This window comes from Nostoc sp. NMS7, from assembly GCF_017115085.1.
Classification (GTDB): Bacteria; Cyanobacteriota; Cyanobacteriia; order Cyanobacteriales; family Nostocaceae; genus Nostoc.
This window is the reverse complement of sequence record NZ_JABXKJ010000252.1, coordinates 24,552-46,831: the sequence shown is the minus strand read 5'-3', so window position 1 is coordinate 46,831 and position 22,280 is coordinate 24,552. Positions and strand designations below refer to the sequence as shown.

Sequence of the window (22,280 nt, the reverse complement as noted above, 5' to 3'; positions counted from 1 at the left end):
AATTTTTGATTTGGGATTTGAGATTTTTTCCTAAATTCCAAATCCTCCAAACAGACGTGATTAATCGCGTCTCTACTCCCAAATCCTGTACAGACGCGATTAATCGCGTCTCTCATTCACTTTCCGTAATAAACCCTAGCATTCGCGTATCCTATATTTCGGAGATATTTATTCCATTCCTCAGCTTGGAATCGATCAGGGAAAGGCCCGACTGCTACGTGTGGACCTCGTGGTTGCGTCCTTTCGAGGACTGCGCCAGATCGTCCTAAATCTGACGTAAATCGGGCTAGATTCTGCCTAATTTGGGCTGCGATCGCAGGTAACTGTTCTGAAGTGGTCGGAATGGCGACATAATATCTAGAGACTGGCCTAGTAGCAGTTATATTATTGCGATTATTGCGATTATTGCGATCGCCTACACCTATTTCCTGTCCATTAGCGAAGCTGATAATCCGAGCGCTATATATACCTCGTGACTGTAGCTCACTGACTCGTTGTTGGGCGTTAGATACTTTGTTAAAAACTCCTGACTGAATTACATTCCGTCCTTGATATTGGCGAATGTAAGCACTGGGTTCAATTTGACGTATTTGTTGTAGCGTCTGGAAATCACTACCATCAACGTAAACTAAATAGCGCTCAAAGTTCTGGTTAGATTGACTAAACTGTGCAGGTTGAGAGGGTTCAAAATTCTGCTCTAATTGATTGTTTTGTAATGGTTGGGAGGGCTGAAAATTCTGCTCTAATTGATTGTTTTGTAATGGTTGTAACTGCGGTGATGGCTGTTGACCCAAGGGAATTATTGGCGGTGGCGGTAAAATTTCACCTGCTTGTTGAGCCAGTAGCACATTGCTGTTGTAGATTTGTGCTTGTACTGGTGTAGAGTCGGGAATCAGCATTAACCATCCTCCCACTAACAAGGGGAAAAGTCTAATATTCGGCTTCCAACCCTCAGAACTTTGGCGCTGCATCTTAAATCGCATCAATTGACTTAGTATTCCTCTCAACATAGTAGTTAGATAATCAAAATATTTTTAGGTAATTTCCATCAGGAACTAATTAGTTCACCGTTGTAGCAACTATATAGCGTTAACGTCAAATTAACCCATCTGCGTGGCAAAAAATGCGTCTGTAACTAATCTTAGATCAGGGCGATGGGAGATTGAACAGCGATATCGGAGCTACTTTGGTGACTTTAAAACTGAAGTGCTTTGGTAGCAAGGCAATGAAAGAGTGTGTGCTACAATTGGACAACCACGCAGCGATCGTGTCGTGCTTTGTATGAAAAAAGTCGTCGTTGGTCTTTCTGGTGGCGTTGACAGTTCCACCGCCGCAGCTATCCTGCACCATCAGGGCTATGAAGTGATTGGTTTGACTCTTTGGCTAATGAAAGGCAAAGGTCAATGTTGCTCTGAAGGTATGATTGACGCGGCTGATCTCTGTGAACAACTGGGCGTTCCTCATCAGGTTGTAGATATTCGGGATCTCTTTCAGACGCATATTGTCGATTACCTGGTAACTGGTTATAGTGCTGGAATTACGCCTTTGCCTTGCTCTCAGTGCAATAAAACGGTGAAGTTTGGGCCAATGGTGCAGTATGCTCGTGAAGAATTGGGATGCGATCGCATTGCCACTGGTCATTATGCCCGAATTAGCCATAACGAAGCAACTGGACGTTACGAATTATTAAGGGCTGTTGACCGCAACAAAGACCAGTCATACTTCCTCTATGATTTGTCTCAAGATTTACTTGCAGCAACTATATTTCCTCTAGGCGAACTAGAAAAAACTGACACCCGCCGCATCGCTACTGAATACGGACTAAAAACTGCTGATAAGCCAGAAAGTCAAGACTTATGCTTAGTGGAAAGTAACGGTTCCATGCGGGCATTTTTAGATAAATATTTAGCTCCCAAAATAGGCGATATTGTCGATGTCACAGGCAAAGTTTTGGGACAGCATGATGGTGTGCATCACTACACCATTGGACAGCGCAAAGGTTTGGGGATTGCTGCTGCCGAACCGTTGTATGTGATTGAATTAGATGCGGAAAGTAATAAGGTAGTAGTAGGCGATCGCACTAAGGTAACTCAGCCAGAATGCACTATAAATCGGGTAAACTGGGTTTCTATTGCCGAACCATCGACCCCAATTCATGCCCAAGTGCAAATTCGCTATCGTTCAACGGCTACACCAGTGACGGTGATTCCTTTGGAAAACTTCCGTGTGCGTTTGGTGTTTGATGAACCCCAAATCAGCATCACTCCCGGACAAGCTGCGGTGTGGTACGACGGGGAAAAAGTATTAGGTGGCGGAATAATTGAGCAATTTAGTTAATAATAACTCTTACCCTATTTTGGCATAAACCAAAATTCAGGGCTATTTTGTTCTAGACAGAAACCGCACAGAACTGAAGTTCGGGGCTAATAGCTAAAGTCAGTTTTAACGGACTATAACCGAATACGGCATCACAATCAAGTTTTTTAATAGTAGCCGGATCGACATAAGCGCAGAAAGCTCTATCTCCTAAAAAGATATCTAAGGGAATGGCAGAATTAAGCGTCTACATCGAAAAAGAAGTGAAAACTGATTTCAAAGTAGCTTGTACCAAAAAAATAAGTCAATGGCAGAGACACTCAATAAGTTACTAAAAGAATGGTTGGAAACTAACGCTTAAGAGCCAAAATAACATGACATAAGCACAAATTAGCCGCAATTACATAAGGAGGAACTCACATAAGTTGTGCAATTAATTGGCCTGAAAATATTATTCCCCTGGCTCAACCACCTCATTCCCCTGAACTTAATCCAATTGAAAGGCATTGGCAGTTTCTCAAAAAATCTCTTAACAATGAACTTTTTTCTTCTTTGCAAGATTTACGCACTCGCATACAACAATTGTTCGAGCAATTAACATTTGAGTAGGTATAGCAGTAGACAGACAGCTTAGGACATTCGCAAACCCTAAGAGAGCGGCTGTCACAGCTATTCATAACAGACTTGTCCTAACCATTATGGCAGCCGCTATAATGTCTATCTCCTCTTATAACTTTATTTTAGAAGCTCTTTTCTATGCAGCTTCATATTAAATTGGTATAAGCACCAATGCCCAATGTCCAATATCCAATGTCCAATGCCCAATAACTATAGACTTTTGACTATCGACAGGATATGATTCGCCACTGCATCGGGCTGTTCCAACATCGCCAGGTGTCCGCAATCAGGAATTTCCAAAACATTGTCACCAGAATATTGGAACAGTCTGTGAAAGCTAGCTAAATGGCGCACATACTTGGGTTCCATAACTTTATCTTCGGCACCAGCCAAAAAATAAACTGGCTGCTTCAATTGGGATACTAGCTCAGGTAAACGATTGATTTCTTCCTCAGTTGTCGAGTCTAACAGAGCTCCCAGAGATGCTTCCGGGTCAGCCACAACGAAATCAATCAGTCTCTGACGTGCCCAATAGCGCTCCAAAGGATGTGCCACACTGGCTCTGGTAAATAGCAAATCAATCAAAGGCAATTGGGACAGCCAACGCGGGCGGACTTGCAAAAATTTCTGACCCGCCGAGCGAAACTGCTCAAAAGCTTCTTTGAGGTAAATACCACCACCAGCGTTGATACAGATAACTCCCTTAACACATTCAGGTATTTGATCTGCTCCCCAAAGAGCGATCGTGCCTCCCAAGGAGTGACCAATTAGCCAAGCACTAGTAATATTCAGTTGTTTCAGCAGAATTGCTAAATCCTGAGCATAGGCAGCAGGTGTATAAAGAGAATCGAAAGGTGAGCCAACCGCACTACTGGAGATCGGTATAAGACTCAGAGACGTTTGTGCCTGACTAAAATCGGTTTTTACCTGGGACTGGGATTCACCAAAACCCCGCAAATCATAGGAAAGGCACTGCAAATCATCTGAGAGGCGGGAAATCACAGGTTGCCAATATCCACGGCTATTGAGCCAACCGTGAATAAATACTAAAGCATGGGGGCAGGAAGTGGGAGCCGTTAGCTCGTATGCGTGTGGAACGCCCAAGATTTCGATAGTTGCCATACTTATATCGTACCCCGAAGAGCGGGTGCGACTAAATACGGAGTGCGAAGAGTTAGAAGTGAAGTTAGGAGTTAGGAGTGAGGAATTGTTAATTTTTAACTCATAACTCATAACTCCTCACTTTTATTGAAAGCGGCGGGAAACTCAATTCCCTTGAGTGGGGTGGAGAGGGATAGCCGCCCCGCCGATGAGCGTCATTGGTCATTGGTACTAATGACCAATGACCAATGACCAATGACTAAAAACTCCATCCCCTTGTGGGTGGAGTTTTTTATCATTTACCCAACAACCTCTGTCGCACCCCTTCAGCAATTTTGTGACCGAGATATTCGGGAATGAGGCTTTCATTTGGGCCCAACAAGTAAAGAATTAGCCGTGTACGTCCGCGCCAAACCAGTAAATTGGCATTGACTACCAGCAGGTCTTCCTGCCAAATGGCGTACATCACTTTGTAGAATAATCCTGGTTGATTATCGGCTTCAATCACTAGGGCAGGGAGATGAAAGACCGGATCGACATAGAACTCAGTTTGTACCTGCTCTAAGCCAGTGTCAAGATTGAATTCTACTGCCAGCATCTCTTCTACCTCAAACCGACCTCCTAAAGCCTCCCGAATCGCGCGACAGACATTTTCTGCGGTTTTGTCGGTCAAGGCTTTACTACCACGAGACACCAACAGCTTAATAAAAACTAACATCGGCGGACGGATCTGACCGTATAGACTCAGACCGTGGATAGTCAACCCATAAGCTGCTAGTACACCAAAAATATCGCTGAGGAGAAAAGACTGGTTGCGGTAAGCAAAATGCAAGGCACTTTTGCTACCTTCCGGTTTTAGCTCAATAACAGCGCGTCTAGTTTTATAGAGACGGTAGGCTAGCCGTAAATTTTGGAGTTGAATCTCACTGCTGACGAATTGCTCATAAAACTGGGGAAACGCTCGGTTAAAGCGCTTTAGGAGTTCCAGTGTTGAAGATTTTAAACCAGAAGCCATTGTTAAGGGTAAGACTCGCTTGCTTTCATCACCTGGGGACTAGGGGCTGGGTGTTGGGTCTTGGGGACAAGGGGGACACTGGGGATAAGAGAACACCTTCTCTTATCCCCAATGTCCAATGCTCCATGCCCCATGCCCAATCCCTTGTATACAATTCACTCCTAAGCTAACGTGCATTTAAGCTCTATACGAGCAATTGCCAAGATTAAGTTTTCCATTTTGAATTTTGAATTTTCAATGAGTGAATTGTTTATAAGTAATATTTAGAATTCCCGTGCGTTCACGGCGGGGCAAACGTCAAAACAAAATGCTAAAGTTGAAAATGATTGGTGTGAAACACGCTTTAACTGGCTGTTGCCATTGCAAATCCCGAAAGCAACCGAAAAAATTTGAGTGGTAAGGGGTAGTAAATGGGAGTAGCTATGTTAAAGGTGAATCAACACTCCTGAGAGTGGAAACCAATTCAGTTATACTACCCGAACCACGTTGGCATGGGTTTTTGGAAAACTTGGTTTAGTACTCCTGAATCTGTAGCGACAACTAGGACAAACTCCTTTGAAGAGCATACAGCGCAAACTGCGGGCAACTCCAACCCCAACAGCATTAGCGAAACTTCTTCAAAGGAGGCTCGTATCGTCTTCAGTACGGAGCGAGACATTGACCTGTATGAGCTAGAAGAACTCTGTGATGCAGTTGGTTGGTCACGTCGTCCTCTAAGAAAAGTGAAAAAAGCTATTGAGCATAGTTTTCTTGTCGCCTCAATGTGGCAGGTGAGAGGAAACCAAAAGCGGCTCATTGGTTTTGCCCGCGCTACCTCAGATCACGCGTTTAATGCCACTATTTGGGATGTGGTAGTTCACCCAGACTTTCAAAGTCAAGGACTGGGTAAAGCACTGATGAAATACGTTCTCAAAAAACTTAGGAGTGAAGAAATTAGTAATGTCACTCTCTTTGCCGACCCCCAGGTTGTAGATTTTTACCGAACTATGGGGTTTATGGCTGATCCAGAAGGCATCAAAGGTATGTTCTGGTATCCTCACTAGCGCTCAATCAAAATAAAACCCGATTTGCACAAGAAAATCAGGTATAATAGCAAAAATCTATTATTTTGATGTGTTTTTGCAAGGTTCAGCCGACGAACGCGCAAGTATATAATATTTATCTTGTAAAACTAAGTCGGCAAAAAACCTTTATCAGTGTAACGATGTAATCTATAATTGTGTTTGCAAAAGATAAAAAAGATTAGGCATAAGCCGTGTTATCTGATATGATTAAATTAATGCATTTTGCGAAATAGCGATCGCCTTGATCGTAAGTTAATACCAAACCGCAAAAAGTAGGTAAGTGTAACGGGATGTAGCGCAGCTTGGTAGCGCGCCTGCTTTGGGAGCAGGATGCCGCAGGTTCAAATCCTGTCATCCCGATTTAATTAATATAGTTAACAGTTACGGCGGATTAAGTAAAGTCTCCAAAGCCCCAGAAATGGAGAGACTTTTCACTGTTTAAGAAGACATATAATAGGCATCTACGGCATTTTACAGTGAATAGCGAAGCGAAACCGACAAAAACAGAACGTTAGCATAGTCCATTTGTGAAAAATATTATAGCAACCCGAAATAGTTGGGGAATCTTAGATTTTGACCCTCGACCCTCAGGGTTTGGCAGTCCCTCTTTGTTGGAATAACAAGACCGGGCTGCCTCACGGTTAAAACTCAACCTCAACATGCACAACGAATTTTTTACAATTGAAATAGATTGCTATATAACTGTAGCTAGTTGGTGCTGTGCAAATCCAACCATTTGTTTAATTTAATTGGACTATTGATGCGAGGAGCAGTCATGAAATCATTTATCCGCTTGGGCGCAACATTGGGTATAGCTGGCAGTATATTTTTAGCGGGACTATCAGGAATAGGCAATCTACCAGGAATAGGGAATCTAGAGGCGATCGCCTTGCCACAAGATCAGGTAGTGAAAAAGCTCCAAGAAGTACCCGTATTCACGCTGACCAATCCTAAAGGCGAATTCGTGGTTCTTTCGAGGAAAAACGAATCCAAGACGATCTCGCAAGTAGGATTTTTTATTAGCAAGCAAGATGCTCAAAAATTCCTTGACAATCGACTCAAAAAAGAAAACCCCCAGTTGGCAAGCACGCTACAGGTAAGACCTTTGTCCTTGGCAGACTACTATAAAATAGTCCAAGAAAGCAAAAAGAAATCAGACTCTGTAATTTATACTCTAGTGCCGACGCAACAACAGGTAGCTTCGGCAACAAGTATGCTGAATCAGAATGGTCAACAAGGAAAGCAATTCAATGGTATTCCCTTATTTGTACCCAAATTTAAGAAAGATAATAGCTATTTGACCATTCCCGTGCCCAAAGGCAAGGAGCGCTATATCCCTTTCTTTTTTGAAAAAGAGCAAGCAGTGGCTCTATTAGACGAATTCAAAAAAGCCGTGCCCAAAGAAGGAGCCAATACTGAAATTCAGGTGGTGGATTTGTACGGTGTTCTAGAGGCTCTCAATAGCAGCAACGATCCTGGTATAAATAAAATTGTTCTGTATCCATCGCGGGAGTCGATCAATTTTATTCGATCGCTTGCGCCGAATCAATCACCAGCTGCTGCGCCCGCTAAAAAATAAGGGATATGCACTCCAAGGTTGAGGCATGGGGGAGAAACATCTGATAGTTTCTGGTTTACAACTTTGGCAGTGGCGGAATGCAGCTTTTAAAGCCGCGATCGCCACTGATGTCCCACCAAGGGAGGTAGACTGGCTGCTTCTAGAGGTAGCTGGATTAGACCGGTTGACACTGGCTTTGGAGTCTTTTAAAAACTGGCCGCAAATTCAGCTGCAATTGCCGCTACAAGAGTTAGATCAACTGTGGCAGAGGCGATTAAATGAACGCTTGCCAGTGCAGTATATTGCCGGAGTTACACCTTGGCGTCAGTTTAAAATCGCGGTGTCGAGTGCGGTTTTGATTCCCAGACCAGAGACGGAGAGCTTAATTGATTTAGCTGAAGCATCTGCTAGCAATACTTCAGGGCACTGGGCGGATTTGGGGACTGGGAGTGGAGCGATCGCACTGGGATTAGCAGATGTCTTGCCAAAAGCAACAATTCATGCAGTTGATTACAGTTTAGCAGCACTGGCGATCGCCCAAGCCAACGCCGATAATTTGGGTTTTGCTGACCGGATTAAATTTTATCAAGGTTCTTGGTGGGAGCCACTGGCATTGTTAAAAGGTCAGTTCAGTGGTATGGTGTCTAACCCTCCTTACATCCCCACCAGTACCTTACCTACTTTGCAACCAGAAGTAATTAACCATGAACCACATCTAGCTTTGGATGGTGGCGCGGATGGCTTAGATTGCATTCGCCATTTGATAGAAATCTCCCCTAGTTATTTGCGATCGGGTGGCGTGTGGTTAATTGAGATGATGGCTGGACAGGCGGATGCAGTGCGAGAACTTTTGCAAAATCAAGGTAATTATTGCAATATTCAAATTCACGCTGATTTAGCTGGAATTGAACGCTTCGCCCTAGCTTATAAAAGTTAAGAGTTAGGAATGATGAGCGATGCCCTTGCCGTACCACTTCGTGGAAGCAGGCTACGCGCAGCGTCTCGTAGAGAAGGGTCTCCTAGAGAAGGGTTATGAGTTATTAGAAAGAAGATACAAAAAATTACTTACTTTTCACTCCTAACTTTATAAAAATGACGCGAGTTTCCCTCACAGACCTAATAGCTGGCGCACGCGCTGGCTTTTTAGTGAGCTTTCCCACGGATACTGTTCCTGCACTTGCAGCCATACCAGAAAAAGCAGCATTAATTTTTGCAGCGAAGCAACGCAGTCAAGACAAACCTTTGATTTTGATGGCTGCTAGTGCTGAAGATTTGTGGCCGTATGTCAAAGGTAGTGAAAACGAGTATAAAATTTGGCAGGAAGTAGCAAATAAATATTGGCCAGGAGGGCTGACGTTAGTTTTGCCAGCAAGTGAACGCCTACCAAAAGTTATCAACCCCATCGACTCGACAACAATTGGCATCCGAGTCCCAAACAGTGCGATCGCTCAATCTATTTTGGCGCAAACAGGCCCCCTTGCCACGACTAGCGCCAATTTTTCTGGTCAGCCGCCTTTGCAAACGATCGCAGAAATTGAGCTTCAGTTTCCCCAGGTTCTAACTCTAGCAACTACAGAATATCAGAATGAAATGCTGGGCATGGGTATACCTTCCACCGTTGCTAAATGGACAGGGATAAATTGGCAAATTTTGCGGCAAGGTGCGATCAAGTTAGAGATTTCGAGTGATAACCAGATATAGGTAGCTATAATGTTGTTTTCCTGATTTGAACAACAGAGAAATCCGAAACTTTAGTTGGCGCTGTTGTGGTTAATTAACAAGTTAATAATTGCCAGATTATGAATTGGAGCAACTTGATATATCTAGGAGCCGGAATAGCACTAGGTATAGTTTTACATAGGTTATTTGGGCGATGGCTACGTCCACAGGCATCGCCAAATGTTTCATCTAGCTTATCCCCAGTAGATCAAGAGGATATCCCACCAATATCGCAACAGCTACAGCAAACGCAGCTGGCATACCAAATGGCAAGGGAAATGAGCCAGTTTAAAGCCGGCTTTTTGGCGCGGACTACTCATGAATTGCGATCGCCTCTCAATGGTCTGATTGGCTTGCATCAGTTAATTTTGTCAGATTTATGTGAAGATCCAGCTGAAGAACGAGAATTTATTGCCCAAGCTCAGGAGCGAACCCTGAAGTTGCTGAAGCTGATGGATGAAATTCTCAACGTTGCTCGAATTGAACACGGTATGAATAAATTAGATATTCAGCTTACACCGTTAGCCCAAATTTTGGAGGAGGTTCATCAATTAACTTATATGCTGGCGGCTAATCGCAATTTTCCCTTGCAATTGTTACCCGCAGACCCAGAAATTTATGTTTTGGCAGATTACTTCTGGCTCCGCCAAATATTGATCAGTTTAATAGACACTGCTATTAGTCAAATGGAGGAAGGCAGCATTTGTATTTCCAGCAGCATCCTACCTACAAATAATTTTGTCAACATTTGGCTGGATGTACCAACCCATGCCATACTGTGGAGCGAGTCGATTGATTTGATTAAATCTGAAGATGATCTGACCCAGATTGACCAAAAAAATGCTGCTCTTTCCCCAGGAATGAGGCTATTAATCAATCACACTTTAGTAGAAGTTATGGGAGGAAAGTTGGAAATTCTACCCTCGACCATTGCGAAGGAACCACTTCAGCAGGTTAGCAGACTACAAATCTCTATCCCCCTAGTGATTTCTGAAGCTGATCTTCTGTAGCCGGAACGAAAGCAAGGTTAGCTTGGTTGTGTAATACCATCGTAGTGGTGGTGTTGGGCTGGAAACCAATCTTTTCATAGAAACCCTGTTGGTGAGTAGTCATCAGGTAAACGCGCTCAACACACCTCATACGCGGATGACTCAAAACGGTTTCTACTAAATGGCTTCCCAGCCCATTATTTTGATACTCTGGATGAATCACAACATCCCAAATAGTGGCACGATATATGCCATCAGATGTTGCCCTAGCAAAACCAATCAGTTGATCGCGATCGCAGACAAAAATTACTGGCTCACTATTGGCAATGGCTATACCTAAATCTTCAATACTGCGTCCCTTTGCCCAGAAAGCTGAAACGTTTAATAGTTCTTGGAGTTGGTAAAGGTCAATTTCAGATTTGCGTTCGCTAAATTGAATCTGAGACTCGTTCATATTTTGCTAGAAATTGCTCCATATATATATGTAACGAGAAAGAAAAATTAATCACAAACCCACTTCCACAGAGGATGAGTTGCTCCCTGTTGACGTATGCGATAAACTTGTTTTTCTAAACGTTGTTTTTCCTGCTGTGGTAGTCCGAGTAGGATATTCCGACTTTGCCAAACTAAAACAGCAGCCGTCATCCCAATACAAAAGGCTAAACCGAAGGTAGACAGTGGATGGTAAAAGAGTCCATATCGCACCGCTACCCAGGTAAAATATTGTTGCAACAAAGAAATTTCTCCACGTAGACCCCACAAGCTAAGAGGCGCAATGGTCAGCCATAAACAGCCCACAAACAGCCACCTGCCATATACTGTTAGTTTGTATAGCCTTTCTACTTGTTGAGCAAACGATGGATCAGATTTATCAAAATCTGGGACAGGAGTTAATGGTTCTTGCGGTTGATCCATAGGAGAATAAAATTGCAAGGTGTGGGTGAGCAATTGAAAATGCTTTAACCCAATTTTGACACTCCCAGCCCTAAAGGGACAGGGATTCTTGAAGACTCCACAAACGAAGTTTCAATGGTGCTGACAAAGACACCCTACTGATTCCACTAAGAACTATTCCTAGTTTCATCGCTACTTTGCGGATAATATTCGCTGCACCATTACAATCTGCATTTAGCTTGTAACCATTGGCACTCCGATATAATCCACGATTAACTCGCTTTCCAGATGGTTGCCACCCTTCGGGTTTTCCGCCGATTGTAGGTAGCAAATCACCATCCAAAAATGAGGACTTGGAAGTGTAGCTTTCTTCTGTCTCTACAAATTTGATGCCACAGTAATTGCACAGTTGAGCAATCCTGTCTTTGAGTTTTGCAGTGGGAATCTGCACAAATTTCTGATTGGTTTTAGAACCAAGATTTATCTCTTGGCGCTGTCCTTTATTCCAACCAAATACTACAGTTCCTATTTGTTTTTCTAAACAATGTCTAATAACTTTACACGCCGCTTTGTTTAATCCATCTCGGACTTGACGATTGCGTTTCTCGGTTATGTGGGCTAACTGCTTAGACCAAAAACCTTGAGGCTTGTTTTCTTTTAACGTTGAAATGCGTCTGTTATAATTTTGATTGAGCGACTTCAAATGCTTGCCATCAATGATAAAACTAGTCCCTACATTCGAGACACAAGTTAGCCAATTATTGATACCGGGGTCGATGCCTAAAACATTCTCCTTATTAACTATTGGTTTCTGAGTATCAGGCATTTTATAAACAAATTCAGCATAAAAGCATTGATTGCGAGGCAATATACGTATTTCTCTAATGTCTGAAAATTTTAAGTTTGATGGCATTGGTAAATAAAACGCATCTAGCCCAAACCATATCTTAATTTTGCTACCGAGGGGGAAGCGCAATAAACCATTTTTTAACTTAACGTCAGCGCGAGGGAAAGTTATACTAACTAAACCACTTTTACGATACCCTGGAAGTCTTGGACGTTGGTCTACAGAACCAAGGCTTACTGTTTTTACCAATCCCAGATAAGACTTGAAAGACTCGGCGACTGTTGTTAAACATTGCTGTGCAACGTGAGAGTACATTGCTTGAAAATGTGAGTTAGTTTTTAGCAATTTATGTAAATCAAATTTGCTTGGTATTTTACCTGTTTTGAAGTAGAGTTGTCTTACGTAATATGTGCCGCAGTTGCTCAGTTTAGCCGATTCTCCACACACGAACTCTAGGACAGCTTGCAGGCGAAATGCGCCACGGGGATTCTCCCCGGTGGACACTTTCGCGTTTTTGTCTGCTTTTATCAATACCTGTTGACAACCAAACATTTAAACCTTTCTGTTGTTTTCTATTCTTATATCAACAATACCATATTAGAATAGAAAAATGTTGATATTTACCAAGAAAACGACACAATATTATGCTGAAATTATCTGAGTATAAAAGCGGCAACCATCACAAATACTTACTCAATTTACATTTTGTTTGGTGTCCTAAGCGTCGCAAAAAAGTACTGATAGGAGATATTGCTAGACGCGCTAAAGAAATATTTTACACACTAGCGAACGAGAAAGCTTGGGATATTCACGATTTAGAAGTAGCACCTGATCACATTCACTTGTTTGTTGGGGTAACTCCTACCGATGCACCGCATCTAGTGATAAAGGCTTTTAAAGGTCGTTCTAGCTTTTATCTGAGAAAAGAATTTCCAGAACTCCTTAAATTACCGAGTCTGTGGTCTAGAAGTTATTTTGTTAGTAGTGCGGGAAATGTTAGTAGTGAAGTTATCAAAAAGTATATTGAAGACCCACACCACGGCTAAATATTCAAGGCAGTTAAAACTGCCGTTTGCCTCTACTCAGGTCTGAAGACACTGAGCTTGTCGGCAAATCGTGTTATTTCTTGTCAAATGTACAGAAGTTTAACTATCCTGGGAACTGGTAGATGTATCAATCGGTTCAGCGTTGTTTACCACATTTGTTTGACCTTTGCGCTCTCGCCACCAAGCTAAAAGAGGACTAGCGAGGAAAATACTTGAATAAGCGCCCATCGTGAAGCCAATAATCAAAGCTAGAGAAAAGTTTCTCAGGGTTTCGCCGCCAAATAGGAATAGAGAAAATAATGTTAGCAAAACCGTGAACGTGGTATTAAGTGATCGCGTTAAAGTTTGATTGATTGCATCATCAACAACTTTGTCAATGTGATCGTTAGGATGTAGATGCAGTATTTCTCGAATGCGATCGTAGATAATCACGGTATCTGTAACCGAGAAACCAGTAATAGTCAAAATAGCAACGACGAAAAGGCTATCAACTTCAATACCTGCGACTAATCCCAAGATGGAGAAAACACCCAGCGTAATCAAAACATCATGGAACAAGGCAAGAATTGCGATTACTGCATAGTCTAGCTGGAACCGCACACTCAAATAAATAACGATCGCAGCGAAGGAGACAACCAGAGCTAATAACCCTTGGGAAAGTAGTTGACGACCAAGTGTCGGGCCAACGGTATCAATTTGAGTGCCTTTCGGGTCAAAGGCTCCAATTTTTTCAGTCAAAGCTGTTTGTAACTGGGTGCGTTGCTCGACATCTAATGTCTTTGTGCGAACCGATATTCCCTGTTGCTTTTGACCAATAACTTGGATGCTACTATTATTTAGTTTCTGAGCGTCAATTACTTCCCTGACATCAGAGATGTCAATCGGTTGAGTGCAATTGTTTGGTTGTGTACAATCGCGTTCAAATTGTAGTCGCGTACCACCAACAAAATCTAAACTGGGACGTAGCGGTGCGCCTAGTTGTTGCCAAGAAATCACCATCGCCACGATGCTAATGATCGTGGCGATGACAGAAGTTGTCCACCATAATTTTCGCTGTTTGATCACACTAAATTTCATGACTGCACCTCCGCACCAGATTTAATTGACGTTGAGAGATTCGGACAAAACAACTCTGGCTTACGTAAGTTGGGAAATTGCAATGATAGGAATAGCAGTGTGCGACTACAAGTAATGGCAGTAAATAAATTTACCCCCAACCCTAGCGCCAATGTCAAAGCAAAGCCTTTAACTAAACCTGCTCCTAAGAAAAACAGTGCTGCACAAGAAATTAATGATGTGACATGACTATCTAAAATGCTAGACCAAGCTCGGTAGAATCCTGCCTCTATAGAACGATATAAAGTTTTACCACCGCGTAGTTCTTCACGGGTGCGCTCAAAAATCAAGACGTTAGCATCAACTGCCATGCCGATACTGAGGATAAACCCAGCAATACCGGGAAGAGTTAATGTCACGCCTAGCAAAGCGAAGGTCGCATAGGTCAATAGCGCATAGATAATCAAAGCAACGTCGGCAATTAACCCTGGTAATCGGTAGTAAACTAACATGAAAATCAATACTAACAGCAATCCGCCAATACCAGCGTAAAGACTGCGTTGAATACTATCTTTACCTAAAGTTGCCCCAACAGTGCGGTTTTCGACGATTTGCACTGGTACGGGTAAAGCACCTCCCCGCAGCTGCACACCTAAGTTGTTAGCTTCTTGGGCGGTAAACCTACCTGTAATCACAGCAGCACCACCACTAATACCACTAGCAGCAAATTCTGGCCCGACACTGGGAGCGCTGATCAGTTCATTGTCTAGAAAAATGCCAATGCTGCGTCCTGTTCCGGCGAGTTTTTTCGTCAGTTCGGCAAACAGTTCACCACCCTTTTGGTCGAAGCGAATGGCAACATTCCAATTGTTGTTTTGAGTGGGTTCACCGGCTGCATCTTTGAGGAATTTCCCTGCGAGTGGGGGGTTTGTGCTTTCAAACAATTCAGCGATCGCTTGATTATTTTTCTGCAAATCTTGCTGATTTTTGACAATTGCTGCTTGATCGTTATTCTTTCTCAAATCTTGTTGCTTTGCTTTCAATTCAGCTCGTGATGTTTGGAAAGCAAACAGTTGGGTTTCCGTACCAGGCTTTTGCGTGCGAAATTCTAACTGCGCTGTACCCCCTAGAACCCGTTCCGCTTGCTGTGGATCGCTGACTCCGGGTAACTGCACGAGGATTTGATCTTTCCCTACAGTTTGCACGACTGGTTCAGAAACGCCAAGACCGTTAATCCGGCCTTCAACGACTTTTTTCACAGCTTCCAATTCGCGATCGGTGATTTGCTTAATCTCCGGTGTTGTTTTCACTTGAATTGTGAGCTGTGAACCTCCGCGTAAGTCCAGTCCTAGCGGAATCGAAATTGTATTAATCACCACAATGGCGGCGATTATCAGGACTCCAATCAAAATTAATAGCGATCGCTGTCTTTGCATACTATAACTCGCAACTGACAAAGGCTATAATAGCTCTCTTTTGTACAGTTATGAATGGGGAGTGGGGAGTTGTAAATATCATTAAATTATTAACTCCTCACTCCTAAACCTCATCTAAGTTGAGAACCGTAGTTTTCGCCCTCACCCTAAATCCCTCTCCCATATCTGGGAGAGGGACTTTGAAATTCTGGCTCCCCGAATCCCAGATATGGGATTTGGGGTTGGGGGATGAGGGCAAATCCTTTTGATCATCGAAGAACTACAGGTTTCAAGATAGACATGGTTTAACTTTTAAACCCGCAACGCTACCATTTTTTCCACAGCTTCTACTATTTGCTCTGGTTGGACAATTGTTAATCGTTCCAGATTGCCGTTGTAAGGCGTGGGGATATCTTGCGAAGAAAGCCGCAGTACTGGCGCATCCAATTCATCGAATAAGCGATCGTTTATTGAGGCGATGACTTCTGCTCCGATGCCCGCAGTTCGCATCGATTCTTCCACTACAATCACTTTATGGGTTTTCCGTATTGATGCCCCAATGGTATCAAAATCTAATGGCTTGAGCGAGATTAAATCGATAACTTCTGGATCATAACCTTGTTTTTCCAAAGTTTTTACCGCTTGCAGCACATGATGCCGCATCCGCGAATAAGTGATAATTGTGACATCTTTTCCTTGGCGCACAACTTCTGCTTTATCTAGGGGTAGTAAATATTCTTCTTCTGGTAAATCTTCTTTCAAGTTGTAAAGCAGAACGTGTTCAAAGAACAACACCGGGTTATCATCGCGGATAGCGGATTTTAGTAGTCCTTTGGCGTTTCTTGGTGTAGAGCAGGCAACAATCTTCAATCCTGGCACAGCTTGGAAGTAAGTTTCTAGTCGCTGAGAATGTTCTGCCCCTAGTTGTCGTCCGACACCTCCAGGACCGCGAATTACCATCGGAATTTTAAAGTTACCGCCAGAAGTGTAGCGCAGCATCCCAGCGTTGTTGGCTATTTGGTTGAAAGCGAGCAATAAAAAGCCCATATTCATGCCTTCGATGATGGGACGCAACCCTGTCATTGCAGCTCCCACTGCCATCCCAGTAAAGCTATTTTCGGCAATCGGGGTGTCTAGAATGCGGAGTTCGCCATATTTTTGGTACAGGTCTTTGGTAACTTTATAGGAACCACCGTAGTGTCCGACATCTTCACCAAGAACGAATACGCTGGAGTCACGCGCCATTTCTTCATCAATGGCTTCGCGTAAGGCGTTGAAAAATAGTGTTTCTGCCATTTAGACCTTTTAGTACGATTATGGTTTTAGAATTTTATCGTGCTGCTGTCGCAAATACGGTGAGCGATCGCACTAGTTAGAGATTGTTTGCATAAACCGCCCCTAGCACAGAGCGAGTAATTGCCATAACTATATCAAATAGATTTTATCGGTTTTAGGAGCGATCGCCTTCCACTCTGGCAAACGAGTCCAACCCCTTATTCCTGTACTATCACGGAGATAATATGCATCAAATGTGTTTATAAAACTTCACGGTTGAAAGATAACCTGACTCAAGTCACGCTAAAGAAAAAATCTGTTATGGCAATAATTTAAGTATGCCTACTGTAGAACAATTAATAACGTTGTTTATCTTAAGTTTTTGGGCTACTAAAATGTATTTATCGGTGTTTTGAGTGCGAATTGATGAACGAACAAAAAATATTGTAATTCTCGCTGGTCAAGAAAATGAAATTATAATTTACCTAAACGGGAAGTGGAGATATGTATGAGTAAACCAGATTTTCTGACAATGCCCCGTGCCCAATTGCGTCAATATATCTTTGACCACAGAGAAGATGATCAAGCCTTTCAAACTTATTTAGATAGATTCACCTCTGAAGACGCTGTAATCTTCCCTGCTCCACAGTCAATAGATGATTTAGAAAACTTCCCAGAGTTGCATCAACAAAACTTAGAAAGACTACGAAAGCAAGCTTAAGCGATCGCAACCCTCCAACAAAATTTTATCAGCGATCGCCTTCCACTATCACGGGGACAATCAGCTATAGCGTTTCCTAATCACATGAAATATGTCATAGCCCCCTCCTCGCTTGCGGGGAGGGGGTTGGGGGTGGGGTTCTTGTATCTCACAAGGGCCGAGACCGCTATATTTCAACTGCAAATAAGCAATTATACTGAATTTAGCACTGCCAAAATTAGCAGTTGAACCACCTACCAATTAAGATTTTATAACTTAGCGCTGATAACTAAAAGGAGTGCGATCGATCGCACTCCTTTTCTACTTCATAACCCGAATTGTTGCTCGATTGACAGACAACTAAGCCTATCTAATTTCCCCGAGAAGCCTCCTCGATGGTAGAAATTTTTACCGCATAATTGATGATATCTTGTCCAGTCTTGAGATTTTTTGCTTCAGCATTATTCAGAGCCACAATATAAGGGTCGCCACCAATTACGCCAACAATGGGGCTACCCGAAGAACCAGCAGCAGTGGCGCAATCATGTAATAAAAAACCATCTTCTTCTCCGACAATACTGCATCCTGCCTCATAACTTGCCGTCCATCCTGGCCCAGCACTGAAATATTTTTGATACTTTTCGGTAGGGAAATCTCCAGAATAACCAACGAAAAAGAAATCTTTTTCGTTGCGAACCAGCGTAGCAGAAGGTATCGATTTCCATCCCAAATAACCGTATTTGCGACCTAGAGGTTGGTTAATTTTCAGAATTGCCCAATCATTAGGACTAAGCTCCTTACTTTCCTTGAAATCTGTTCCATAATAAACTTCCTCGGCTTCCGCTATATCTTCGTAAGGATATTTTTGGCTCAACATCAGGGTACGGTTATCTATTCCTGTAGGAATGCCTCTAGAGCCGCTTTCGTCAGGTTTGGCACCCCGTCCTAAACCCTACGGTGTACACACAAGTCATCGAATTACCCAAAAATCTTGAAAAACCTCACCCTGTCCTAACGGACATCCCTCTCCTTGCCAAGGAAAGGGAAAGATTTACCCTTGGGTAAAGCAAGGGTGAGGTTTTGATTTGTGAGTTGTAGAGTCAATTTGGATAGAGAATTATATAGAAACCTTGTAAAATTCAGAAAAACAGGCGCTTCATAACAAGGAAATATTCACAATAACCTTCGAGGTAAAAGTTGCCTAAACTGCCACGTTTAACTGCAATAGATACGGAGTTTATTTATACAGACTTGTCTCTTACGAATCATTTAGTATTCCTATAGTAAGATAAAACGTAAACAGTTACTATTTATCGACCCCATGCAAGTCAAAGATTTGACTATTGAAGAACTCAAGCTACTAATCCAGGAAACTGTTGCTGAAACCATTCAATCCCTGCTGATTGACCAAATAGAAAAATAAAATCACAATTGTACTACAAGTGAGACAAGAAAGCAGGGAAGAAATAGCAAAAATACTAGCAAAAGAACTAGTATTAAGAACAGAAATTCCTCCTAAAAGAGAAGGAGAAGGTTTTAAAACCTTTGGTGAATTTAAAAGAACAATGGGTGCGGCTAGTGCTGGACAAGCTTGGCATCATATTGTTGGACAAACAACTTCTAACATCGAAAGATTTGGTGCGGAAGCAATTCATAATACAGGAAATTTAGTCTGCCTTAAACATGGGAAAGGTTCAATCCACCAAGAAATAACTAATTTTTACAATTCTGTACAAGCAGAAATTACACAGTCATCAAATATTACAGTTAGAGAATAGCTCAGTATTCAGTCATTTGAAGCACAACAAGATTTCGGCATGAGGGTTATTAGAGCTTTTGGAGGGACTATTTAATGCTTACTCTAGATTTACAAGCAATTATAAACTCAATTTCTCGTGAGGTGAGTTGGCAAAATATCGTACAGTTTGAAAAACTAGATGAACGTGTCGCCATAGCTAATGAACTTTGTGCCAATCTCATTGGTGTGAATGAAGGTTATGTTGAATGGTGTCCTAATGATGAGCCAACAAGTCTTTTGGAAACACTGCTTTGGTGGTGGGTTATCCGTCCTAATTTTGGAGCAGCTATTGCTAACGAATCGCCTCAAGAATTAAAAGAAATTATCAGTCAGTACATCCTAAGAAATTAGGGTTCTAGCAGGAAGTGGGGAGATGAGGATAAAATTTATGTATGAAAGAGGAAAAATTTAAACTATGAATACAAATATTGTTGCCAAAGTGACGGCTGAAGGAAAACTCGAAATCCCGCCAGAGGTGTTGGTGAGGCTTCAGCCTTGTACTGAGTATGAAGTTTTAGTTACAGAAGATGAAATTGTGTTCAAAAAAATTAGTAAACAATTGAATTGGGCGGAATTACCGTCGCACTTCCTTTACTATCTTGCTAATTTCTTCAAGAGTCGGCTGATTGGGGTCAGGGCTTAATTCCTCAATTATACGAAACCATTCTTTTATGTCTAAATCTTTCTGTATTTTTTTTAAAACAATAGAGTCTTCTATCAGAGAAACCTCGTATTCATCACCAGGACGAAGTTGTGCTTTTATTTCATCTGGTAGTTCTAGTTCACCTTTGGGCATCACTTTGATCACAAAATCCATAATTGACAACCTTCTTTTTCATATTTTGATGTTAACTATGTTTCGCTTGCGATCGCATCCCTAAAATACCCGCTCAAAAGGCTTTTTGCGATAACGCCGATAAATATCAAAATCACTATCCAAAGTAGCGTAGGCGTAGCCCGCACTTCTCTACCAGAGGCTGCGCCAACGACAAAGCTCAGTGACCACCGCAGGCATCGCAACAATATCTAAGCGTTCCGAAATGACAATCAAGGATAAATCTGCAAAATCCCCTGGTAAATCTCTGTACTGAGTATTCAACTCCGCAATCCGCGAAAAATCTTGCGGCAATAATTGCTCACACTCGTAGAGTTGTTTCGCAACGTCTAGAAAAAACTGGTTTTGTGTACGCCAATCAAAGTTGAGCAACCACACCACTTCTGCAAAACAAATGGGCGTAGTTACTAGCCTAGAAGTGCAGTTCTCAAAGAAGCGACGCACCTGTTGGTGATGCTGATCTCTGGCGCTGTAGTACGCAAACAAAAACCCGCTATCCGCGAGTATAAGCGGATAGTAGGTCATGGGTGGCGCTTGTTGAGATATTGAGCGATCGCTTTCTTCCGATTTGAGCGTTCCGATAAATCCGTTGGTGCATCTTGCAACAGATGTTCAGGGTGTCCACCCCGCCTCTCAACCAAAGTTTTACCCGCTTGTAAGGTTAGCCACCGTTCAGCAATCAAGCGTCGGATCAACTCACTCTTATCAGTTTGCTCATGAGCCAAAATATCGGCTAGCTGGCTTTCTGTTTCTTCGTCCAGTCTGACACTGAGCATAGTTTTGTCATACTCGCAATACACGTATGACGTGTATAACGCGAATTAGTTAAATTTTATTTGAATTTCGCACTAGCCCAAGGCAAAATATAACAATCTCACGCCTAGACACCAAAACACAACTCTGTGCCTCTGCGTGAGATTTCTTAAATACTTACTCAATCGCCCACCTTACTTTAACCATCGCGCCGCATCTTTGGCATGATAGGTTAAAATCAAGTCTGCACCAGCGCGTTTAAACCCAGTTAAAGTTTCCAAAACTACCCGCTCCTCATCAATCCAACCATTGAGAGCCGCAGCTTTCACCATCGAATACTCGCCAGAAACATTGTAAGCCGCAACTGGTAAGTTACTCGCTTCCTTCACCCGCCAGATAATATCCATGTATGCCAAGGCTGGCTTAACCATGAGCATATCAGCACCTTCAGCGATATCCAATTCAATCTCTTTAAGGGCTTCGCGGGCATTACCTGGGTCCATTTGATAAGTTCTTCTGTCCCCAAATTGCGGTGTCGAGTCTGCTGCATCCCGAAATGGGCCATAATAACCCGAAGCATACTTAGCAGCATAAGACATAATTGGCGTGTCTTGAAATCCGGCTTCATCCAAACCCACACGAATTGCCTGGACAAAGCCATCCATCATTCCCGAAGGCGCGATGATATCAGCGCCAGCGTTTGCTTGAGAAACTGCTGTTTTCTTCAGCAATTCTAGTGTTGGATCATTTAAAACTCGTCCTGTTAAATCACCAACTTGCAGATAACCACAATGACCATGACTGGTGTACTCACACAAACAAGTATCAGCAATTACAATCAAATCTGGCACTGCTGCTTTTACCGCAGTCGCAGCTTTTTGGACGATACCGCAATCATGCCAAGCCCCAGTCGCATCCAAATCTTTATCAGCCGGAATCCCAAATAGAATAATCGCAGGAATTCCTAAGTCATAAACTTCTTTTGCTTCTTCGACAATTTTATCTACCGAAAGTTGGTAGACTCCAGGCATCGATTTCACCTCATTAGCGATTCCCTCACCCGGTACGGCAAATAATGGGTAGATTAAATCGCTTGTTGTCAAAACAGTTTCACGAACCATCCGGCGCAGTTGGGGATGAGTACGCAGACGACGGGGGCGATGTATAGGAAACATAAAATTTTATGAAGAAAAACAACGCAAATGGACACAAAACAAAGCGTCACAAAAGCAGGCTAAAATTTTCCTGCCGTCAGACAGACTACAAACAGTGCTTAACTGT

24 protein-coding genes, 1 tRNA gene and 1 pseudogene are annotated in these 22,280 nt (G+C 42.6%); 12 read left to right on the top strand and 14 right to left on the bottom strand.

Annotated features, from left to right (window positions below; all coding sequences use genetic code 11):
• Positions 1-116 precede the first annotated feature (116 nt).
• Positions 117-983, bottom strand: coding sequence for a hypothetical protein (locus HWQ38_RS36305; RefSeq protein WP_292804084.1), 867 nt, complete (start codon positions 981-983; stop codon positions 117-119).
• 298 nt (positions 984-1,281) lie between these two features.
• Here HWQ38_RS36305 and mnmA point away from each other — a divergent pair, with 298 nt between their 5' ends.
• Positions 1,282-2,337 carry a tRNA 2-thiouridine(34) synthase MnmA gene (gene mnmA / locus HWQ38_RS36300; RefSeq protein WP_292804115.1) on the top strand — a complete coding sequence of 352 codons (1,056 nt, stop codon included), beginning with the start codon at positions 1,282-1,284 and terminating at the stop codon, positions 2,335-2,337.
• Between the two features lie 399 nt (positions 2,338-2,736).
• A complete protein-coding gene (locus HWQ38_RS36295) occupies positions 2,737-2,925 on the top strand; it encodes a transposase (protein ID WP_366933387.1) in 189 nt (62 codons plus the stop codon).
• Between the two features lie 219 nt (positions 2,926-3,144).
• Here HWQ38_RS36295 and HWQ38_RS36290 read toward each other — a convergent pair whose 3' ends face one another.
• Both HWQ38_RS36290 and HWQ38_RS36285 read right to left on the bottom strand, forming a co-directional pair.
• A complete protein-coding gene (locus HWQ38_RS36290) occupies positions 3,145-4,056 on the bottom strand; it encodes an alpha/beta hydrolase (RefSeq protein WP_292804111.1) in 912 nt (303 codons plus the stop codon).
• Positions 4,057-4,330: 274 nt separating this feature from the next.
• Positions 4,331-5,050, bottom strand: a complete 720-nt coding sequence (locus tag HWQ38_RS36285) for a hypothetical protein (RefSeq protein ID WP_086763971.1) — start codon at positions 5,048-5,050, stop codon at positions 4,331-4,333.
• 491 nt (positions 5,051-5,541) lie between these two features.
• Between HWQ38_RS36285 and HWQ38_RS36280 the strand changes: the two genes are divergently transcribed.
• The 6 genes from HWQ38_RS36280 to HWQ38_RS36255 all read left to right on the top strand — a co-directional run bounded on the left by HWQ38_RS36280 (position 5,542) and on the right by HWQ38_RS36255 (position 10,401).
• Entirely contained in the window at positions 5,542-6,093 is a 552-nt protein-coding gene (locus tag HWQ38_RS36280) for a GNAT family N-acetyltransferase (RefSeq protein ID WP_292804080.1), read from the top strand.
• A gap of 307 nt (positions 6,094-6,400) precedes the next feature.
• Positions 6,401-6,474, top strand: a tRNA-Pro gene (locus HWQ38_RS36275).
• Between the two features lie 415 nt (positions 6,475-6,889).
• Positions 6,890-7,693 carry a Tic22 family protein gene (locus HWQ38_RS36270; RefSeq protein WP_292804077.1) on the top strand — a complete coding sequence of 268 codons (804 nt, stop codon included), beginning with the start codon at positions 6,890-6,892 and terminating at the stop codon, positions 7,691-7,693.
• A gap of 25 nt (positions 7,694-7,718) precedes the next feature.
• On the top strand, positions 7,719-8,609 hold the full coding sequence (prmC, locus tag HWQ38_RS36265) for a peptide chain release factor N(5)-glutamine methyltransferase (protein WP_292804074.1): 891 nt from the start codon (positions 7,719-7,721) through the stop codon (positions 8,607-8,609).
• Positions 8,610-8,764: 155 nt separating this feature from the next.
• Positions 8,765-9,373, top strand: coding sequence for an L-threonylcarbamoyladenylate synthase (locus tag HWQ38_RS36260; RefSeq protein ID WP_292804071.1), 609 nt, complete (start codon positions 8,765-8,767; stop codon positions 9,371-9,373).
• 98 nt (positions 9,374-9,471) lie between these two features.
• Positions 9,472-10,401, top strand: coding sequence for a HAMP domain-containing sensor histidine kinase (locus HWQ38_RS36255; RefSeq protein WP_292804068.1), 930 nt, complete (start codon positions 9,472-9,474; stop codon positions 10,399-10,401).
• On the opposite strand, the gene HWQ38_RS36250 is transcribed toward HWQ38_RS36255, so the two are convergent.
• From HWQ38_RS36250 to HWQ38_RS36240, 3 genes are all read right to left on the bottom strand, one after another.
• Entirely contained in the window at positions 10,364-10,834 is a 471-nt protein-coding gene (locus HWQ38_RS36250) for a GNAT family N-acetyltransferase (protein ID WP_292804065.1), read from the bottom strand. The genes HWQ38_RS36255 and HWQ38_RS36250 overlap by 38 nt on opposite strands.
• A 47-nt stretch (positions 10,835-10,881) precedes the next feature.
• Positions 10,882-11,295, bottom strand: a complete 414-nt coding sequence (locus tag HWQ38_RS36245; protein ID WP_292804062.1) for a hypothetical protein — start codon at positions 11,293-11,295, stop codon at positions 10,882-10,884.
• 70 nt (positions 11,296-11,365) lie between these two features.
• Positions 11,366-12,673 (bottom strand): transposase, encoded by a 1,308-nt coding sequence (locus tag HWQ38_RS36240; RefSeq protein WP_292804059.1) that lies wholly within the window; start codon positions 12,671-12,673, stop codon positions 11,366-11,368.
• 92 nt (positions 12,674-12,765) lie between these two features.
• Here HWQ38_RS36240 and tnpA point away from each other — a divergent pair, with 92 nt between their 5' ends.
• Positions 12,766-13,167 carry an IS200/IS605 family transposase gene (tnpA, locus tag HWQ38_RS36235; protein ID WP_292804056.1) on the top strand — a complete coding sequence of 134 codons (402 nt, stop codon included), beginning with the start codon at positions 12,766-12,768 and terminating at the stop codon, positions 13,165-13,167.
• A gap of 99 nt (positions 13,168-13,266) precedes the next feature.
• Here the strand turns inward: tnpA and secF are convergent, their stop codons facing one another.
• The 3 genes from secF to HWQ38_RS36220 all read right to left on the bottom strand — a co-directional run bounded on the left by secF (position 13,267) and on the right by HWQ38_RS36220 (position 16,934).
• A complete protein-coding gene (gene secF / locus HWQ38_RS36230; RefSeq protein ID WP_292804053.1) occupies positions 13,267-14,244 on the bottom strand; it encodes a protein translocase subunit SecF in 978 nt (325 codons plus the stop codon).
• Positions 14,241-15,659 carry a protein translocase subunit SecD gene (secD, locus tag HWQ38_RS36225; RefSeq protein WP_292804109.1) on the bottom strand — a complete coding sequence of 473 codons (1,419 nt, stop codon included), beginning with the start codon at positions 15,657-15,659 and terminating at the stop codon, positions 14,241-14,243. The genes secF and secD overlap by 4 nt, the downstream gene beginning before the upstream one ends.
• A 291-nt stretch (positions 15,660-15,950) precedes the next feature.
• Entirely contained in the window at positions 15,951-16,934 is a 984-nt protein-coding gene (locus HWQ38_RS36220) for an alpha-ketoacid dehydrogenase subunit beta (protein ID WP_292804050.1), read from the bottom strand.
• Between the two features lie 487 nt (positions 16,935-17,421).
• On the opposite strand from HWQ38_RS36220, the gene HWQ38_RS36215 reads away from it, so the two are divergent.
• On the top strand, positions 17,422-17,634 hold the full coding sequence (locus HWQ38_RS36215) for a hypothetical protein (RefSeq protein WP_292804047.1): 213 nt from the start codon (positions 17,422-17,424) through the stop codon (positions 17,632-17,634).
• Between the two features lie 349 nt (positions 17,635-17,983).
• Here the strand turns inward: HWQ38_RS36215 and HWQ38_RS36210 are convergent, their stop codons facing one another.
• Entirely contained in the window at positions 17,984-18,490 is a 507-nt protein-coding gene (locus tag HWQ38_RS36210; RefSeq protein WP_292804044.1) for a hypothetical protein, read from the bottom strand.
• A gap of 565 nt (positions 18,491-19,055) precedes the next feature.
• Between HWQ38_RS36210 and HWQ38_RS36205 the strand changes: the two genes are divergently transcribed.
• Positions 19,056-19,391: a hypothetical protein gene (locus HWQ38_RS36205; protein ID WP_292804042.1), complete on the top strand. Its 336-nt coding sequence runs from the start codon at positions 19,056-19,058 to the stop codon at positions 19,389-19,391.
• Between the two features lie 74 nt (positions 19,392-19,465).
• A complete protein-coding gene (locus HWQ38_RS36200; protein ID WP_292804039.1) occupies positions 19,466-19,762 on the top strand; it encodes a hypothetical protein in 297 nt (98 codons plus the stop codon).
• 223 nt (positions 19,763-19,985) lie between these two features.
• Here the strand turns inward: HWQ38_RS36200 and HWQ38_RS36195 are convergent, their stop codons facing one another.
• From HWQ38_RS36195 to hemB, 4 genes and pseudogenes are all read right to left on the bottom strand, one after another.
• Positions 19,986-20,228, bottom strand: coding sequence for a hypothetical protein (locus HWQ38_RS36195; protein ID WP_292804036.1), 243 nt, complete (start codon positions 20,226-20,228; stop codon positions 19,986-19,988).
• Positions 20,229-20,288: 60 nt separating this feature from the next.
• A pseudogene (locus tag HWQ38_RS36190) lies at positions 20,289-20,771 on the bottom strand (PIN domain-containing protein).
• Positions 20,768-21,022, bottom strand: coding sequence for a hypothetical protein (locus HWQ38_RS36185; protein ID WP_292804033.1), 255 nt, complete (start codon positions 21,020-21,022; stop codon positions 20,768-20,770). Before HWQ38_RS36185 ends, HWQ38_RS36190 begins: the two are co-directional and overlap by 4 nt.
• Before the next feature lie 171 nt (positions 21,023-21,193).
• Positions 21,194-22,174: a porphobilinogen synthase gene (gene hemB / locus HWQ38_RS36180; protein ID WP_292804030.1), complete on the bottom strand. Its 981-nt coding sequence runs from the start codon at positions 22,172-22,174 to the stop codon at positions 21,194-21,196.
• Between the last annotated feature and the right edge of the window lie 106 nt (positions 22,175-22,280).

Excerpts from the sequence above, each read along its gene's own strand:
- HWQ38_RS36195 (WP_292804036.1), bottom strand. The coding sequence starts at position 20,228 with ATGGATTTTGTGATCAAAGTGATGCCCAAAGGTGAACTAGAACTACCA.
- HWQ38_RS36285 (WP_086763971.1), bottom strand. The coding sequence starts at position 5,050 with ATGGCTTCTGGTTTAAAATCTTCAACACTGGAACTCCTAAAGCGCTTT.
- prmC (WP_292804074.1), top strand. The coding sequence starts at position 7,719 with ATGGGGGAGAAACATCTGATAGTTTCTGGTTTACAACTTTGGCAGTGG.
- HWQ38_RS36290 (WP_292804111.1), bottom strand. The coding sequence starts at position 4,056 with ATGGCAACTATCGAAATCTTGGGCGTTCCACACGCATACGAGCTAACG.
- tnpA (WP_292804056.1), top strand. The coding sequence starts at position 12,766 with ATGCTGAAATTATCTGAGTATAAAAGCGGCAACCATCACAAATACTTA.
- hemB (WP_292804030.1), bottom strand. The coding sequence starts at position 22,174 with ATGTTTCCTATACATCGCCCCCGTCGTCTGCGTACTCATCCCCAACTG.
- HWQ38_RS36185 (WP_292804033.1), bottom strand. The coding sequence starts at position 21,022 with ATGCTCAGTGTCAGACTGGACGAAGAAACAGAAAGCCAGCTAGCCGAT.
- HWQ38_RS36210 (WP_292804044.1), bottom strand. The coding sequence starts at position 18,490 with ATGTTGAGCCAAAAATATCCTTACGAAGATATAGCGGAAGCCGAGGAA.
- mnmA (WP_292804115.1), top strand. The coding sequence starts at position 1,282 with ATGAAAAAAGTCGTCGTTGGTCTTTCTGGTGGCGTTGACAGTTCCACC.
- HWQ38_RS36250 (WP_292804065.1), bottom strand. The coding sequence starts at position 10,834 with ATGAACGAGTCTCAGATTCAATTTAGCGAACGCAAATCTGAAATTGAC.
- HWQ38_RS36305 (WP_292804084.1), bottom strand. The coding sequence starts at position 983 with ATGCGATTTAAGATGCAGCGCCAAAGTTCTGAGGGTTGGAAGCCGAAT.
- HWQ38_RS36215 (WP_292804047.1), top strand. The coding sequence starts at position 17,422 with ATGAGTAAACCAGATTTTCTGACAATGCCCCGTGCCCAATTGCGTCAA.
- HWQ38_RS36220 (WP_292804050.1), bottom strand. The coding sequence starts at position 16,934 with ATGGCAGAAACACTATTTTTCAACGCCTTACGCGAAGCCATTGATGAA.
- HWQ38_RS36280 (WP_292804080.1), top strand. The coding sequence starts at position 5,542 with ATGGGTTTTTGGAAAACTTGGTTTAGTACTCCTGAATCTGTAGCGACA.
- HWQ38_RS36240 (WP_292804059.1), bottom strand. The coding sequence starts at position 12,673 with ATGTTTGGTTGTCAACAGGTATTGATAAAAGCAGACAAAAACGCGAAA.
- HWQ38_RS36270 (WP_292804077.1), top strand. The coding sequence starts at position 6,890 with ATGAAATCATTTATCCGCTTGGGCGCAACATTGGGTATAGCTGGCAGT.
- HWQ38_RS36200 (WP_292804039.1), top strand. The coding sequence starts at position 19,466 with ATGCTTACTCTAGATTTACAAGCAATTATAAACTCAATTTCTCGTGAG.
- HWQ38_RS36260 (WP_292804071.1), top strand. The coding sequence starts at position 8,765 with ATGACGCGAGTTTCCCTCACAGACCTAATAGCTGGCGCACGCGCTGGC.
- secF (WP_292804053.1), bottom strand. The coding sequence starts at position 14,244 with ATGAAATTTAGTGTGATCAAACAGCGAAAATTATGGTGGACAACTTCT.
- HWQ38_RS36245 (WP_292804062.1), bottom strand. The coding sequence starts at position 11,295 with ATGGATCAACCGCAAGAACCATTAACTCCTGTCCCAGATTTTGATAAA.
- HWQ38_RS36255 (WP_292804068.1), top strand. The coding sequence starts at position 9,472 with ATGAATTGGAGCAACTTGATATATCTAGGAGCCGGAATAGCACTAGGT.
- secD (WP_292804109.1), bottom strand. The coding sequence starts at position 15,659 with ATGCAAAGACAGCGATCGCTATTAATTTTGATTGGAGTCCTGATAATC.